At 45.9% G+C, this 14,818-nt stretch carries 13 protein-coding genes and 1 riboswitch; all 13 genes read left to right on the top strand.

The window, feature by feature from the left end; all coding sequences use genetic code 11:
- Positions 1 to 10: 10 nt before the first annotated feature.
- The 13 genes from AB5916_RS03700 (at position 11) to AB5916_RS03640 (ending at position 14,795) form a co-directional block, all read left to right on the top strand.
- Positions 11 to 439, top strand: a complete 429-nt coding sequence (locus AB5916_RS03700) for a BMC domain-containing protein (protein ID WP_368189301.1) — start codon at positions 11 to 13, stop codon at positions 437 to 439.
- Positions 440 to 448: 9 nt separating this feature from the next.
- Positions 449 to 961, top strand: a complete 513-nt coding sequence (locus AB5916_RS03695) for a EutP/PduV family microcompartment system protein (RefSeq protein WP_368189300.1) — start codon at positions 449 to 451, stop codon at positions 959 to 961.
- A 44-nt stretch (positions 962 to 1,005) separates the two neighbouring features.
- A riboswitch (cobalamin riboswitch) is annotated at positions 1,006 to 1,142 on the top strand.
- A gap of 149 nt (positions 1,143 to 1,291) precedes the next feature.
- Positions 1,292 to 2,167, top strand: coding sequence for a leucine-rich repeat protein (locus AB5916_RS03690; RefSeq protein WP_368189299.1), 876 nt, complete (start codon positions 1,292 to 1,294; stop codon positions 2,165 to 2,167).
- Complete coding sequence (locus AB5916_RS03685; protein ID WP_368189298.1) at positions 2,142 to 3,167, top strand: energy-coupling factor transporter transmembrane component T; 1,026 nt, start codon at positions 2,142 to 2,144, stop codon at positions 3,165 to 3,167. The genes AB5916_RS03690 and AB5916_RS03685 overlap by 26 nt, the downstream gene beginning before the upstream one ends.
- 5 nt (positions 3,168 to 3,172) lie before the next feature.
- Entirely contained in the window at positions 3,173 to 4,867 is a 1,695-nt protein-coding gene (locus AB5916_RS03680; protein WP_368189297.1) for an ABC transporter ATP-binding protein, read from the top strand.
- Positions 4,846 to 5,709 (top strand): ECF transporter S component, encoded by an 864-nt coding sequence (locus AB5916_RS03675; RefSeq protein WP_368189296.1) that lies wholly within the window; start codon positions 4,846 to 4,848, stop codon positions 5,707 to 5,709. The genes AB5916_RS03680 and AB5916_RS03675 overlap by 22 nt, the downstream gene beginning before the upstream one ends.
- A gap of 19 nt (positions 5,710 to 5,728) precedes the next feature.
- The gene (locus AB5916_RS03670) at positions 5,729 to 6,487 is read left to right on the top strand and encodes a sugar phosphate isomerase/epimerase family protein (protein ID WP_368189295.1); all 759 of its coding nucleotides are present in this window, start codon (positions 5,729 to 5,731) and stop codon (positions 6,485 to 6,487) included.
- The gene (locus tag AB5916_RS03665; RefSeq protein WP_368189294.1) at positions 6,487 to 7,449 is read left to right on the top strand and encodes a prenyltransferase/squalene oxidase repeat-containing protein; all 963 of its coding nucleotides are present in this window, start codon (positions 6,487 to 6,489) and stop codon (positions 7,447 to 7,449) included. The genes AB5916_RS03670 and AB5916_RS03665 overlap by 1 nt, the downstream gene beginning before the upstream one ends.
- A gap of 15 nt (positions 7,450 to 7,464) precedes the next feature.
- Entirely contained in the window at positions 7,465 to 8,400 is a 936-nt protein-coding gene (locus AB5916_RS03660) for an AAA family ATPase (protein WP_368189293.1), read from the top strand.
- Positions 8,397 to 9,584 carry a DUF58 domain-containing protein gene (locus tag AB5916_RS03655; RefSeq protein WP_368189292.1) on the top strand — a complete coding sequence of 396 codons (1,188 nt, stop codon included), beginning with the start codon at positions 8,397 to 8,399 and terminating at the stop codon, positions 9,582 to 9,584. Before AB5916_RS03660 ends, AB5916_RS03655 begins: the two co-directional genes overlap by 4 nt.
- Positions 9,497 to 11,800 carry a DUF3488 and transglutaminase-like domain-containing protein gene (locus AB5916_RS03650; protein WP_368189290.1) on the top strand — a complete coding sequence of 768 codons (2,304 nt, stop codon included), beginning with the start codon at positions 9,497 to 9,499 and terminating at the stop codon, positions 11,798 to 11,800. The genes AB5916_RS03655 and AB5916_RS03650 overlap by 88 nt, the downstream gene beginning before the upstream one ends.
- A gap of 80 nt (positions 11,801 to 11,880) precedes the next feature.
- Positions 11,881 to 13,158, top strand: coding sequence for a DUF4430 domain-containing protein (locus AB5916_RS03645; RefSeq protein ID WP_368189289.1), 1,278 nt, complete (start codon positions 11,881 to 11,883; stop codon positions 13,156 to 13,158).
- Complete coding sequence (locus AB5916_RS03640; RefSeq protein ID WP_368189288.1) at positions 13,158 to 14,795, top strand: hypothetical protein; 1,638 nt, start codon at positions 13,158 to 13,160, stop codon at positions 14,793 to 14,795. Before AB5916_RS03645 ends, AB5916_RS03640 begins: the two co-directional genes overlap by 1 nt.
- Positions 14,796 to 14,818 lie beyond the last annotated feature (23 nt).

The following is a 14,818-nucleotide window of genomic DNA, read 5'->3' as shown; positions in this document are numbered from 1 at the left end:
AAGTGGTTCCATGAGTTCAATGACGAAAGAAGAGCTTCTGGAGCGGATCTTCCATGAAGACTATGAGAAGCTGAAAGGGAAAAAGCTGCGTATGACCCGGGTAAGGGTACCGGGCAAGGAAGTATGTCTGGCACACATTATCAGCTCTTCCCAGACCAGTATTTACCAGAACCTGGGGCTTCATATCGGCGTCCATGAAGGGGAAGACCATACAGGGGAATCCATTGGCATGATCCGTTTTACCCCTTGGGAGGCAGTTGTGGTAGCTGCTGATGTGGCAGTGAAAAGTGCAGATATACAGATCAGTTTTATGGACAGGTTCTGTGGCTCTGTGATCATTACCGGAGGGTTAAGCCAGGTGCAGACAGCTGTAGAATCAGTAGTTAAATTTTTTGATGAAGTTCTGGATTTTAAAACCTGTTCCATTCACAGAAGCTAGGGAGACAGTATGAGAAAATTATTTTTGATGGGCAGAAGTGAAGCCGGGAAAACATCCCTTACCCAGGCTCTGAAAGGAGAAGAGCTTCATTACAAAAAGACCCAGTATACAAAGTCAGATGAGGATACCATTGATTCCCCGGGAGAATATGCGGAGTCCAAGAGATTTAGCGTAGGTCTGGCCTGTTTTTCTTTTGAAGCAGATGTAGTAGGGATCGTACAGGCCGCAGACGAGCCATTTAATCTTTTCGGGGAAGGATGCCAGTCCTTTATTCTGCGTCCTCTTATTGGGATCATCACGAAGATCGATTCCCCTTATGCCAATATCCCTATGGTACGCCAGTGGCTGGAGAATGCCGGCTGTGAACGGATTTTCCTTGTGAACAATGTGACCCGGGAAGGAATAGATGAGCTCCTTGATTATCTTTCTCAGGATACACCGAAGCTTACCATGGAGGAGGCCAGGTACAGACAAAGCCTGGGACTTAATGAGTGGGGTCCTATTCCGGCGGAAGCAAAGTAGTCTGATTATTGACACTAAAAATACGAAATGATATAATATAAAAATTGTAAATTACCAGGCGTGGTCAGGTCAGGCGTGACCTGTTAAAGGAAATCCGGTGAGATTCCGGAACCGTTTCACTGTGTGAAATGCCACAGAGGCATTTTGAGTCAGCATATCCAACACGTTGTTAAGAGGACAGAGGCTCACAGCAGATCGTGGGGCTCTGTTTTTGTTACTTATTTGTACTATTCACAGGCAATATCCCAGTTGCTGTCATCGGAGGTACTGGGAATACATTTTAACAGAGTGCAAAGTAACGATAAAATTCCAGGAGAAACCAGCTTATATATGTACATAGATCAGAATGAACCGGGATGGAATACATTAAGATTCGACTCCCGTACCTATACATTTCAGGATACCAAAAAGGAAAAAGAACAGTGTGGGGTGATCCCGCCTGAATATGTCTTTGTTGATGACAAGTGTTTTATGGGTAATGGAAAGATCAAAGAGGTAATACTTCCGCCTAAATGCAGGATCATTGGAAGGCAGGCATTTGAAGGATGCCAGTTCCGCAAATCCGTACAATTCCCGAATACATTAAAAGAGATCAAAAAGCGTGCTTTTGCAGAGAACCATAATCTGCGGCAGACAGTATTTCCTTCATCCTTGGAAATTCTTGGAGCACAGGCATACAGAGAATGTAATAATCTGAAGAAAGTTGTTTTTTCACAGCCTTCCAGATGTACAGCTATACCAGAGGGTGCTTTTGATTCCTGTGTACGGCTGAATGAAATTATTTTGCCTAAAAGCGTGCGTGTGATCGATAAGATGGCTTTTTACAGATGTAAGGAGCTTAAGAAGATCCAGCTTCCTTCCTCTTTGCGTTTTATTGGAGAGCAGGCATTTTATTTTTGTGGGCTTGAAGAATTGGTTCTGCCGCCAGGACTGGTTGAGATTGGGGATAGCGCATTTTTTAGATGTAAGAACTTGCGTCATGTAAGGATCCCCCAAAGTGTGCGAACGCTGGGACGCTGGGTATTTCATGGCAGCAGCAGGCTGGAATATCTGGATATTTTCCATGATCCTGAGTATATTGGTCCCTGGATCGTGAATAAAAGCTGTACCATCCGATGCAGAAAGGGCAGTAAAATAGACGCTTATTGTGATGAATACGAATTAAAAAGGGAGTATATCTGTGAAGAAGACCGAAAGGAAGGCTGAAGCCTTTGAGGCAGCGGATACCTTTTCCAGGTGTCATCCGCTGCTGAATTTCTTTTATTTTGCTGTTGTGCTCATATTTACCATGTTCGGTCAGCATCCGCTGATTCTTGCAGTTTCCTATGCCGGGGCTGTAAGCTATGGGATACTGCTGAATGGAGCAGGAAAGACCTTGAGACAAAGCTTTCTTTTTACATTGCCTGCCCTTTTGATCATTGCCCTTCTGAATCCTATGTTCAACCATTATGGTGTTACCATGCTTTATTATATAGAAAGCAGCGGGAACTGGGTGACTCTTGAAGCGCTGGTATACGGCGTGGTACTTGGGACGGTGATGTTTGTGGTGATACAATGGTTTTCCTGTTACAATCAGGTAATGACCAGCGACAAGTTTGTTTATTTGTTTGGCAGGATCATTCCTGCTCTGTCCTTGGTGTTATCCATGGCTCTTCGCTTTGTGCCGGAGTTTTTGCACCAGCTAAAGGTGATCCGTAATGGACAGAAAGGGATGGGCAGAGATGTATCTGAAGGCAATTTATTCCGGCGTATCCGGTATGGGCTGAATATTTTGTCTATTTTGATCACCTGGGCATTGGAGAATGCCATTGAAACCTCAGATTCCATGAAAAGCCGAGGGTATGGCCTTCCAGAACGGACTGCTTTTTCCATATACAGGTTTACAAACAGAGATAAGATCCTTGGGACAGTCATGGCCTTTTTGTCCATGATTTTTACTGTGGGCATTGCTAAAGGGGCAGCTTATGCCTCATATAACCCACGGATCCTGCTGGCTGGATTTACGATCCAGGGCAGGACGTCTCCGGTATCGGCGGGCAGTTTGTTAACTGCTGCCACCTATTTGTGTTATGGACTTTTTTGTTTTTTACCTGTGATCCTGGAGTTTACAGAACAGATACATCTGAAAAACAGCCGAAAGCATGCAGGTGCGGATATTGGTATGACCTACCGGCGGATCTATGAAGAACTGGAACAGGAAGGATAAGATTTATGAATATTGTGGAGATATGTGACTTTTGCTTTGCCTATCCTGACAGTTCCAAAAGGGTACTGGATCATACAAAGCTGAAGATCAAAGAGGGCACTTTAAACATTATCTGCGGCAGAAGTGGATGTGGGAAAAGTACCCTTTTACGTCACCTGAAATCAGCACTTGCTCCTTATGGGAAAACCCAAGGGGAGATCCTCTATAAAGGGAAAAGTCTGGCTGAAACAGATCACAGGACACAAAGCCAGGAGATCGGGTTTGTGATGCAGGATCCGGATAATCAGATCGTTACCGATAAAGTATGGCATGAGCTGGCTTTTGGTCTGGAAAGTCTTGGCTATGACAGCGAAACCATCCGGCTTCGTGTGGCAGAGATGGCCAGCTATTTTGGCATCCACCAGTGGTTCTATAAAAATGTATCAGAATTGTCAGGGGGACAGAAGCAGCTTCTGAATCTGGCTGCTGTTATGGCAATGCATCCTTCTCTTTTGATCCTGGATGAGCCAACCTCCCAGCTGGATCCGATTGCAGCCTCTGACTTTCTGGAAACAGTAAAAAAAATCAACCGGGATATCGGCACTACTGTGATATTGACGGAGCACAGGCTGCAGGAGATCCTTCCATATGCAGATCAGGTGTATGTAATGGCGGATGGGCGGATCCAGATGCAGGGAACACCAGGAGAGGTTGGAGCTGGTCTTCATGATGCTGATAAGGGAATGTTTCTTTCCATGCCTGTGCCTGTACAGATCTTCAGTGCAGTGGAAGGAACAGGAGAATGCCCTCTTACCGTAAGCCAGGGAAGAAAATGGCTGGGTGAGTATGTAAAAGATCATCCCCAGATCCCTACAGGTATAAAGAAAACGAAGGCAGCTTCAGGTTCGACAGAGCCTGCCATCCAGGCAAAAGATCTGTGGTTCCGGTATGAAAAGGATAGCCAGGATGTGGTCAGGGATCTTTCCTTGCAGATCAATAAAGGGGAATTCTATGCACTTGTAGGAGGAAATGGTACAGGGAAAAGCACCACTTTATCGTTGCTGTCAAGGGTGAATCAGCCGTACAGAGGAAGGATTCGCCTTTATGGCAGAGATCTTCGTTCTTATAAGGATAAAGAACTGTATTTTGGCTGTCTGGGAGTGCTTCCCCAGAATCCTCAAAGTATATTCCTGAAGAAGACGGTACTGGAGGATCTGTATTCTGTGATCGGAGGGAAGAAGGAGCGTATGTCTCTGGAATACCAGTCCCAAATGAAAAAAGAAAAAGCAATTGAAGGGATAGTAAGCCTGACAAAGCTGGAAGGTCTTCTGGAACGTCATCCCTATGATTTAAGCGGCGGAGAACAGCAAAGACTTGCCCTTGCCAAGGTGCTTCTTCTGCGGCCAAAGGTACTTCTGATGGATGAGCCAACAAAGGGAATGGACGGAGAATATAAGGAAGAACTGGGAAAAATATTGAAAAAGCTTCAATCTCATGGAATGACTATATTTATGATTTCACATGATATAGAATTTGTTGCAGAGTATGCAGATCGTGTAGGATTATTTTTTGAAGGAAATATTGTAACTGAGAATGATGTAAATAGCTTTTTTGCAGGGAATAATTTCTATACAACAGCAGCTAACCGGATGGCAAGACAATATTTTCCATATGCAATAACTGGAAAGGATGTGGTTGCATGCTTACAGAACGGGAATTAGACCATTTCCTGGACAGCTTTCTTGCAATACCTGGGGAAGAACCGGCTTCAAGAGAGAATAGCAGTGAAGCCGAAGAGAACTTGGAGGAATATCAGCTGCCAACAGACGGACTGATCATCAGACAGATGGAAAAAGATGGTAAGGTAGGGCGCCGCACCTGGTTTGCCCTTGTGCTGATGCTGCTGATCGTGCCTGCTTTGTTATATCTGTCCGTGAGGATCTTCCATGGGAAGAAATATATGATCAGCAGCCTGATCGTTGTATTTGCGGCTATGCTGCCCTTTTTTATGGTGTTTGAAGGCAGGAAGCCAAAGGCAAGGGAAATCATGGTGATCGCTGTACTGGCTGCACTTGGAGTTTCAGGCAGGGCTGCTTTTTTCATGGTGCCAAGCTTTAAGCCTGTGGCTGCCTTTGTGATCCTTACCGGGATTTCTTTTGGAGGCGAGGCAGGTTTTCTGGTAGGCTGTCTGATCATGCTGATCTCCAATATGTTTATGGGACAGGGACCATGGACACCATGGCAGATGTTTTCCTTTGGAATCATTGGATTTTTTGCAGGAATCCTGTATAAAAAAGGAATCCTGAAGGCCAGAAAGGCAGATCTTTGTATTTATGGTTTTCTAAGCGTAGTGCTGATTTATGGCGGGATCATGAATCCGGCCAGCATCCTTATGGCCTATGGGCATATTACAAAGGAAAGCCTGCTGGCTTTTTATATTTCGGGGCTTCCGGTAGATCTGGTACATGCAGCATCTACAGTGGTCTTTTTGTGTATCATGAGCCGGCCCCTGCTTACAAAGCTGGAAAGGATCAAGGCAAAATACGGGCTTATACAGCGGTGAAATGAGGTAAAACTAATATATGATATATATCAGCCATTTATTTCCGGATGACCAGATGGAGGAGTTGATCCGTCAGTCCGGGATGGGAGTAGAAAGCATTGACTTTTCAATTGCAGATAACCTGGATCATTTTTCTGAATCCATAGATGTATACAGGGAAAAATTAAAAAAGATGGGAACCAGGGAACTGATTCTCCATGGTCCTTTCCTGGATGTGAATCCGGCGGCCTATGACAGACTGGTACGGGAAGTAACTATGAAGCGGTTTGACCAGTGCTATCAGGCTGGTTTGTTTCTTGGAGCCAGAAAGATCGTTTTTCATTCCGGAATGAATCCGTATGTATATTATAAACAGGGCTGGGCAGATCAGGTGTCACGGTTTTTCAGTGAATTTATGGACGGCAGGCAGGAACTGGAAATTGTGCTTGAGAATGTTTTTGATGATGACTGGGAATTACTGTTAGATGTATACAAGAAAGTAGATCACCCTAATTTTAAGCTTTGCCTGGACATTGGACATGCACACTGCTATTCGTCTGTGGATGTGCGGGAGTGGGCGAAAGCCCTTGCACCTTATGTGACCCATGTGCATGTACATGACAACCTTGGGGACAGAGATGCCCATACAGGTCTTGGACGGGGAAATCTGCCTTATCAGCAGGTTCTGGAAAACCTTCCCCTTACAGAAGAACGGACATGGACTATTGAATGTATGAAAAAAGAGGATGCACAGCTATGCTGGGAAAAGATCAGAGCACTGGAAGGAGGAGCCTTATAATGGTGAGAGAATATAAAATAAGAAAATGGCTTCTGCTAGCCGGGCTGTGGGCAGTAATGCTTACAGGATGTGGGAAGAGCAGCAAAACACCACAGGATGCTATTAAGAAAACAGCTGCTTATGAAATGGAAACGGTTACTTCTCCTGAATCTAATACTCTTGGAGGAGAGTGGACGGTGCTGGCACTTGCCAGATCAGGTGCTAAGGTGGAGGATAATTATTATGAAAAATACAGAGCCAACCTGGAAAAAAGAGTAAAGGAACAGGAAGGCGTATTAAGCGATAACCGTTATACGGAATATTCCAGGGCGATCCTTGCCCTGACAGCCATCGGGGATGATCCGAAAGATGTTGCAGGCTATGATCTGACAAAGGCTTTGGAGGATTATGACACCGTGGTTTCCCAAGGACTGAACGGCGCTGTTTTTGCACTTCTTGCCCTGAATGCAGACCGCTTGGATGTGGATGGGCCACTTGAGAAACAATATCTGGATTTTATCCTTGAAAAAGAAAAACCGGAAGGCGGTTTTTCTTTGAGTGATCAGGCAGATACAGCAGATGTGGATATCACAGCAATGGCACTGACCTGCCTGGAGCCTTATCAGCAGGATAAGGATGTAAAAGAAACCATAGAAAAAGGGATCACCTTCCTGGCTGATGCCCAGGATAAGGATGGAGGATACACTGCATATGGTACAAAAAGCTCAGAATCCATTTCCCAGACAGTGATCGCCCTTTCCACACATGGGGTGGACTGTAATGAAGACAGCCGGTTTAAAAAAGACGGGAAGGGTCTTTACGACAGACTGATGGAATTTTCAACGGGTGATGGAGGCTTTGCCCATATTCCCAAGGGAGAGGCAGATCCTTTGGCAACTGACCAGGCTTTCTGTGCCCTGGCAGCCTATCACAGATTACAGGAAAAGCAAAACAGCTTATATAATATGACCGATAACAAATAGAGGGAGGAAAGGATATTGGCTGATAAGATCACCCTGCTGCAGGAACAGCTTGGGAAAATCATAAAAGGTAAAAAACAGATCACAGATAAAATGCTGATGGCAGTGCTGGCAAAAGGACATATCCTGCTGGAGGATGTACCCGGTGTAGGAAAGACTACCACAGCTCTGGCTTTAAGCAGGCTGATGGGTATGGATTTTAACAGGATCCAGTTTACACCGGATGTGGTGCCGTCAGATGTAACCGGATTTACAATGTATGACAAAGCTTCTGGCCAGTTCCTTTACAGACCTGGGGCAGTGATGTGCAATATGCTTCTTGCAGATGAGATCAACCGTACCTCCAGCAAGACCCAGTCTGCGCTTCTGGAGGTTATGGAAGAAGGAAGGGTAACAGTTGATCAGGAAGCCCATCCTGTACCGCAGCCCTTTGTGGTGATCGCTACCGAAAACCCGGTAGGCTCCCTTGGTACACAGCTTTTGCCGGAATCCCAGCTGGACCGCTTTATGGTCAGCCTGAGTATGGGGTACCCGGATCATGACAGCCTGGTGGAACTGCTTCGTGACAGACAAAAAGAAAACCCGCTGGAACATACAGCACCTGTGCTCACAAGAGAAGAACTGCTTTCCCTTCAGGAGCAGGTACAAAAGGTATATGTATCCGATGCAGTGCTGGACTATGCCGTTTCTCTTGCAGAGGCTACCAGGGCGGATGAGTTGATCACCTTAGGCTTAAGCCCCAGAGGTACTTTGGCTTTGATGCGTATGGCCAAGGCTCATGCCTTTATGGAGAAACGGGATTATGTGGTGCCAAAGGATGTACAGGCAGTATTCGCAGATGTGGCAGGTCACAGGATGGTGCTGGATACCAAAGCCAGGTATGAGGACAAAGGTCCAAGACAGATCCTGGAGCAGATCCTTTTACAGGTGCCTGTGCCAAGGGTAGACGGATGATGAAAAGCAGGCTGATCTGGCTTCTGTGGCTGGCGGGCATGGCGGCTGCATCAGTATTTACAGGGGAATATCTGTATATGGCTTTGCTTCTGATTTCCTGTGTGGCGTTTGTAATGTCCGGAATTCTTCTGATCTGTACAGGACGTAAGCTGCAGGTTCAGATCAAACTGCCAAGAGCAGCAGAAAGAGGCAGGGAATTCACAGGGGAGCTGCAGGTTCGGAATCTTTCGGCCATTCCTGTTTTTGCAGGAAAAGGAAAGCTGTGGTGGGAAAATACACTGACTGGAGAAAAAGGATGGCTTCCCATAAGCTTTTCCTTACAAAGTAAAGGCAAACAGATCATTGAGTTTCAGGGGGAAAGCAGATGGTGCGGATGTGTTGCCTTTACTTTTGGAAAATGGTACTGCCAGGATCTTTTCCATATTTTTTCAGGAAAAAGGCAGACAAAAGAAAGTAGGGAAGTGGTAGTTATGCCTGACAGACAGAAAAAAAGCTTTTCTTTTCTTTTGGGAGAGAGCTTTGACATGGAAAGCTTCCGCTATTCAGGGATGCGTCCCGGTGATGATCCTGGAGAAACATATGATATCCGGTCATACAGGCCAGGGGACAATATCCGTCAGATTCACTGGAAGCTTACAGGCAAGTTGGATGACGTGATGATCCGGGAAAAAAGCTATCCTGTAGATGACACAGTATTGCTTCTGGCAGAAAGCTTTCAGAAAGATAGAAACCCATTAAGAGCAGAAGCAGCAGCTGAAGTATTTGCTGCAATTCTGGAAGACTTTATGGAACGTAAGATCTCCTGCCAGGCTGGGGTTTTTGACAGGTCTGCAGGAAGGATACATATACAGAAGATCGGTACCAGGGAAGATCTGGAAAGAGTTCTTTATCTTTTCCTGCAAAGCACAGGAACTAAAGATGAACCGGTAGTTGTACGGAAATATCTGGAAAATCCAGGTACAGTAAGATTTGCAGAGTATATCTATCTTACAGGGGAACCAGAGGATATCTCTGCACAGTTTCTGAAAAACAGGGGACAGGTTACTGTCCTGAAGTGCGGAGGCAAAGGCTCAGACAGCGAAGGAGTTCAGATTACATGGAAGTTTGGCTTACAATGCCAGGACAAAAACAAAAAACAAAATACAGACAGCAGCTGCCCGGTATTTTGCTGGAAGCTGGACTGATCCTGGGGATTTGCGGGGCAGGGATATTCTTGCTTCTTGAAATGCTTACAGGGGCCGCAGACAGACTGCCTTTTTTATGCAGTGTGTTTTTTACGGCGCTGGTCTGTTTATTTGCCGGAACTATGAAAAAAGGCAGACAGATTACAGAAATCCTGCTTTTTCTGATCGCAGGAACCGGCATTTTTTTCTTTCGCAGGTTTTTACTGGCAGGAGCTGTGGTATTCTGGAATAAAGGGGCAGATCTGCTTGGGAGCAGTGCCGGGATTTATCTTGTACGGTATCAGACTGTCACAGATGTGGATACGGAATTGGCAGCAACGGTTTTTCTGGTCTGCCTTGGGATAGCTGCCGGAGCAGCAGGATATCTGTTTTTTCACTGGAGGATCAGCCTGATATTGGTTTTGTATGGTTTGGCGCCTGTGGTGCTTATGGTTCTTACAGGCAGTTTCCCGGATCCTGATCTTTTTGTTATTTTTTATTTTTCACTGGTGCTTGGCTTGATCCGGATGCACACAGGCAAGGATACCCTTGTACAGAACCTGGCTTTTGGGGAGGGGATACTTTTTTTGGCAGCTGTGATCCTGGCTGCAGGCCTGATCCTTGTAAGAATGCTTCCACAGGAAGAATATCAGGATCTGCAAGTTGTGTCTGATGCAAAGGAAAAAGCAGGAGAAGCCTTGTATGATCTTCGTTTCAAAAAGGGCAAGCTAAATGGTCTTACTAGCGGAAATCTGAAAAATACAGGAAATTGGACGGGTTCTGATGAAACAGCTCTCAGGATCTCCATGGAAAAGCCTCAGCCCATGTACCTGCGTGGCTTTGTGGGCTCCAGGTATGATGGCAGCAGCTGGAAAAGCATAGATCCTTCCAGTGCTTATCAGGAACGTAATCTTTTTTACTGGCTGCATGAGAAAGGCTTTTATGGGGAAACACAGCTTGCCAGTGGCGCCAGGCTTACAGATACCAGCATCAGCAGCCAGAAGGTCAGCGTAAATAATCTGGCTGCGGACAGCCGATATCTTTATACACCCTATGAAATGCAGCTGCTTCCGGAAGGATGTCAGGGAGAGGATGGATTGGCAGACAGTACAGTTGGCGCAAAAGGATTTTGGGGCCAGCGAAACTATTCTTTTACCACTGTTCAGCCTCTTACCAGCCAGTTTACAGACCTGGGGGCGCAGATATACCAGCTTCTTGCTTCAGGGAAAGATTCGGGATACAGGCAGGCGGAAAGCTATTATAATGCTTTTGTTTACGCCAATGACCTGCAGCTGCCAAAAGCTCTTGAAAATTTATTTAAGCAGGAACTGGGAGAGGCAGGAGACAGAAATCAGGGACATACGGATTACTATACAGCCATTACCAGGATCCGAGCTTATCTGGAAAAGCATATGACATACAGCAGTGCTGCAGATCCTTACAGCAAAAGTGGTGATTTTGTCCGTGAATTTCTGGAAGATAAGAAGATTGGTTATAGTGTACATTTTGCAACAGCAGCTGCCTTAATGTTCCGATATTATGGCATTCCTTCCAGGTATGTGGAAGGATATCTGGTCACTCCTTCTGACATTCAGGATAAGACATCAGAAGATACTATTAATATCCCGGGTAAAAACGGCCATGCCTGGACAGAAATCTATATTGATGGACTTGGATGGATACCCGTGGAAATGACTCCCGAATATTATGGGGTTATGGAAGAGGCTGACCTGAAAACAGGCCTGGAGGCAAAGGGCAGACAGGCAAAGGCTGTGCCAGAAGAAACACAGACCATGCAGGAAGAGGAAAATATACAGACTCATTGGAGTCTGAAGCTTGCCTTGTTTGGAATAGAAAAGTTTTTCCTTCTTTTTCTGGCTGTTTTTGATGGCTTCTGCGTGCTTTTTATTTTTACTGTGGTTATGCTTCGGATACGTGTTTCATACAGGCGCAGGAAACGGTTTTTAAGCAGAGATGATAAGAAAGCCCTTTGTGCAATGGCCGGATACGCAGAGGATCTTTATAACAGGGGAGAGAATGGGTATTCAAAAAGGGCAGAGGAGCTGTATCAGCAGGTTTATCAGGCTGGGCAGAAGGCGGCTTTCAGCCAGCACAAAATACAGCTTCAGGAAAAGGATACCTGCAGGGAATGTATCCGGATCCTGAAAAAGGAATTAAAGAAACAGAAAAGCTGGTTTGACAACTGGGTTATGAAATATATTGAAAGGCTATATTAAAGAAAGCAATGAAAAAAAGGAGCAAGGGAAAAAACAGGAAAAACAAAATATGGACAAGTGTTCTTCTACTGGCATTTCTGATGTTTTTTTGGGCTGTGTTGTACAGCGGATTTCGTCAGGAAAAGCAGGAGATCCAGACAGATCCTATTCAGGGGATCAATGCCCAAAGTTCCTTAAAGGGATATCTTGGCAAGGGATATGCATATGGCGGACAGGACAAAGGAAACAGTCAGGGAGAACAGGATTTTATCCAGCAGGCTCAGACTTTGCCTGAGCCTACGGTAACACCCCAAGAAGAAAAAATAACACCTTCCCCTGTTCCTACTGCAACGCCTGCAGATCCAGAAGAAATACAGGATAAGACGGATCCAACCCCTGTTCAGGTGACAGACGCACCTACAGTGCCGGATCCGGATTCCCAGACCAATACCATTGTATATGAACCTTCAGGGGAAGAAAACAGCACGGAACATGAGGAAAATGCTTCTGATCAGGATGACGACCGTAATCAAGATGGAGCACAGATACCGGTAACGCCTGCTCCTACCGAAACGCCTGCTCCTTCGCCGGTGCCTGAGGAGCCGGTAAATCAGTATCCCACGGTTGCCACAGATCTGACGGATGGAGAGACGGTTAATGCTTCTTACCGAACTTTCTATGTGCAGGCAAAGGACTGGTATGGCAACAGCCTTTCGGCTTCGGCACTTGAGATCACAGGAAATGGACAGCGGCTTTCTTCCAGAGGAGAGCCTTCTGATGGAATCTTTGCCTACCGGCTGGATCTGGCAGAAGGAACCAATACCATAGAGATCCGTGCCACAGATGAGGAAGGCAGATGTACCACTCTTCCTGTGTTTACCATTTATAAAGGCTCAGAGGAGCAGCAGCCTGCAGGATCTGTGACCATCAGTATCGAAGCTGGTACCATTGGTCTTGGAACTATTCTTCCATCTACCGCCATAGGGTTTTATCAGGGAGAACAGCTGTCTTCCGTACTTTTAAGGTTTTTGCAGACCCAAGGCTTTGACTGGAGAAATGATGGCGATGTTTCCGGAGGCTTTTATCTGAAAGCTATTGGACGAGGTGGGATTGCTGCCAGCGCTGCTATTCCGCAGGATCTGATGGATCATCTGATCGCTGCCAACTGTCAGCTGTCAGAGCATGATGCAAACTGGATCGGAGAATTTGATTTTACAATGGAATCCGGATGGCTGTACTTTGTAAACGGAGAGTATATGAATGTGGGAATGTCTGCTTATTATCCGGCAGATGGAGATGAGATACGGCTTCGTTTTTCCCTGTATTCCGGTGCTGATGTAGGAGCCGGCCAAACAGGAGAAACATGGGGGGACTGGTAATGAAACGATTATTAACAGGAATGCTTCTTGTCGTTCTTCTTCTTGGGTCATTGCAAACCGAAACAGGAGGAGAAACGATACCAACCGAAAATCCATTGCCTACAGCAGGACCTGTGCTTACAGAGATTCCGGCACCAACAGAAGTGCCATTGCCAACAGAAGTGCCGGTACCAACAGAAGCACCAGTGCCAACAAAAGTACCTCTGCCCACAGAAGTGCCATTACCAACGGAAGCACCGGTACCAACGGAAGCGCCGGTACCAACAGAAGTGCCATTACCAACGGAAGCGCCGGTACCAACAGAAGTGCCATTACCAACGGAAGCGCCACTGCCAACAGAAATACCATTGCCAACGGAAGCACCATTGCCAACAGAAGCACCGCTGCCAACGGAAATACCATTACCAACAGAAGAACCACAGCCAACAGAAACACCTGTACTTCAGGCTTTATACGTGTCCAGTTCTGATACTTACGGTAAAGGGATCCTGAAGCTGGATCCGCAGCTGTCTGTAGAGCACAATAAGTATAAAGCAGTTTATGAGGGGGAACGAAAGAGCCTGAATCTGTGGCCTGAGGCAGCAGGAGAATGTGAGATCCATGTATATGCATTAAGCGGTGTGAAAGCTTCTACTGTGGAAAAGGATGAATCTATCAAAGATCATGATGATAGAATGGGGCATAGATACTGGAAGCTTGTGTTTGCAGATAACGAAAGAAAACTGGAGGTGAGGATCCAGGTAACAGCTTCTGACGGTATGAAAAAGGATTACTACCTGACTCTGTCTACAATGGATACAACCCCTCCTGTATTAAAGAAAATAAGTGCAAGCCGAATTTCCACGGATACGGCTTCTGTGGTATATAAGACCAGTGAAAAAGGTTACCGGTATTATCAGGTGACACAGGCTGGTGCAGCCCTGCCAAAGCTGGATACTTCCCAAAAAGGAACCCAGGTAGGTGAAGGAACAGATACCATCGCCCTTACCGGCCTGACTGCAGGGGAAAAGGATCTGGTCATAGCAGTGAAGGATCTGGCAGGCAATATTAGTGAACAGCTTGTGATCCGGGTCCCGGATATAAAAGCTGCCACATCAGGCAGCCTGGCATCAAGACCAGGATACGGAGGGAATAAATCCCAGGCCACAAAGCCTGGTTCTGGCGGGGACGGATCTATTGACAAGCTGAAAAACGTACAGGGAACTGCAGGATCTCTGAAAAATCCATCCGGGGCAGCAGGCAGTGCCGGGGCAATGGGATCTGCTCAGTTGGCTACTGGAAAAAAGAAAAGTCAGATTAAAGATAAAGAAACAGCTAAGAAGAAAAACAAGGATAAGAAGAAAGAAACTGCAAAGGAACAAACCAAAAGCAGTGAAAAAGACAAAGCGGAAAATATAAAATCTTCTTTTTCCCAGGATACCGGTGACAAAAGTCAGGCACCTGATACGAAAGATCTGCAGAAAATCAGTTCATCCGGTAAAAAAAGTATTTTTTCTGCTTTTAAGGGGCTGCGGCTTTCCACAAAGCTGATGCTGGCAGGCGCAGTGGCAGGCCTGGCATATATCCTGCTTTTTACCGCTGCTAAAAGGCATTACAAAAGGATGTACAAAAGAACGGATAGAAGGATAAGGGCATGACCCAAAAGGAGCAAGGAGGGTGT

The organism is Blautia sp. 1033sp1_1033st1_G9_1033SCRN_220408 (assembly GCF_040929965.1).
In the GTDB taxonomy this organism is placed as follows: Bacteria; Bacillota; Clostridia; order Lachnospirales; family Lachnospiraceae; genus Blautia_A; species Blautia_A ammoniilytica.
Note: the sequence above shows the minus strand (reverse complement) of the source record. Positions and strands in the feature narration are given on the sequence as shown.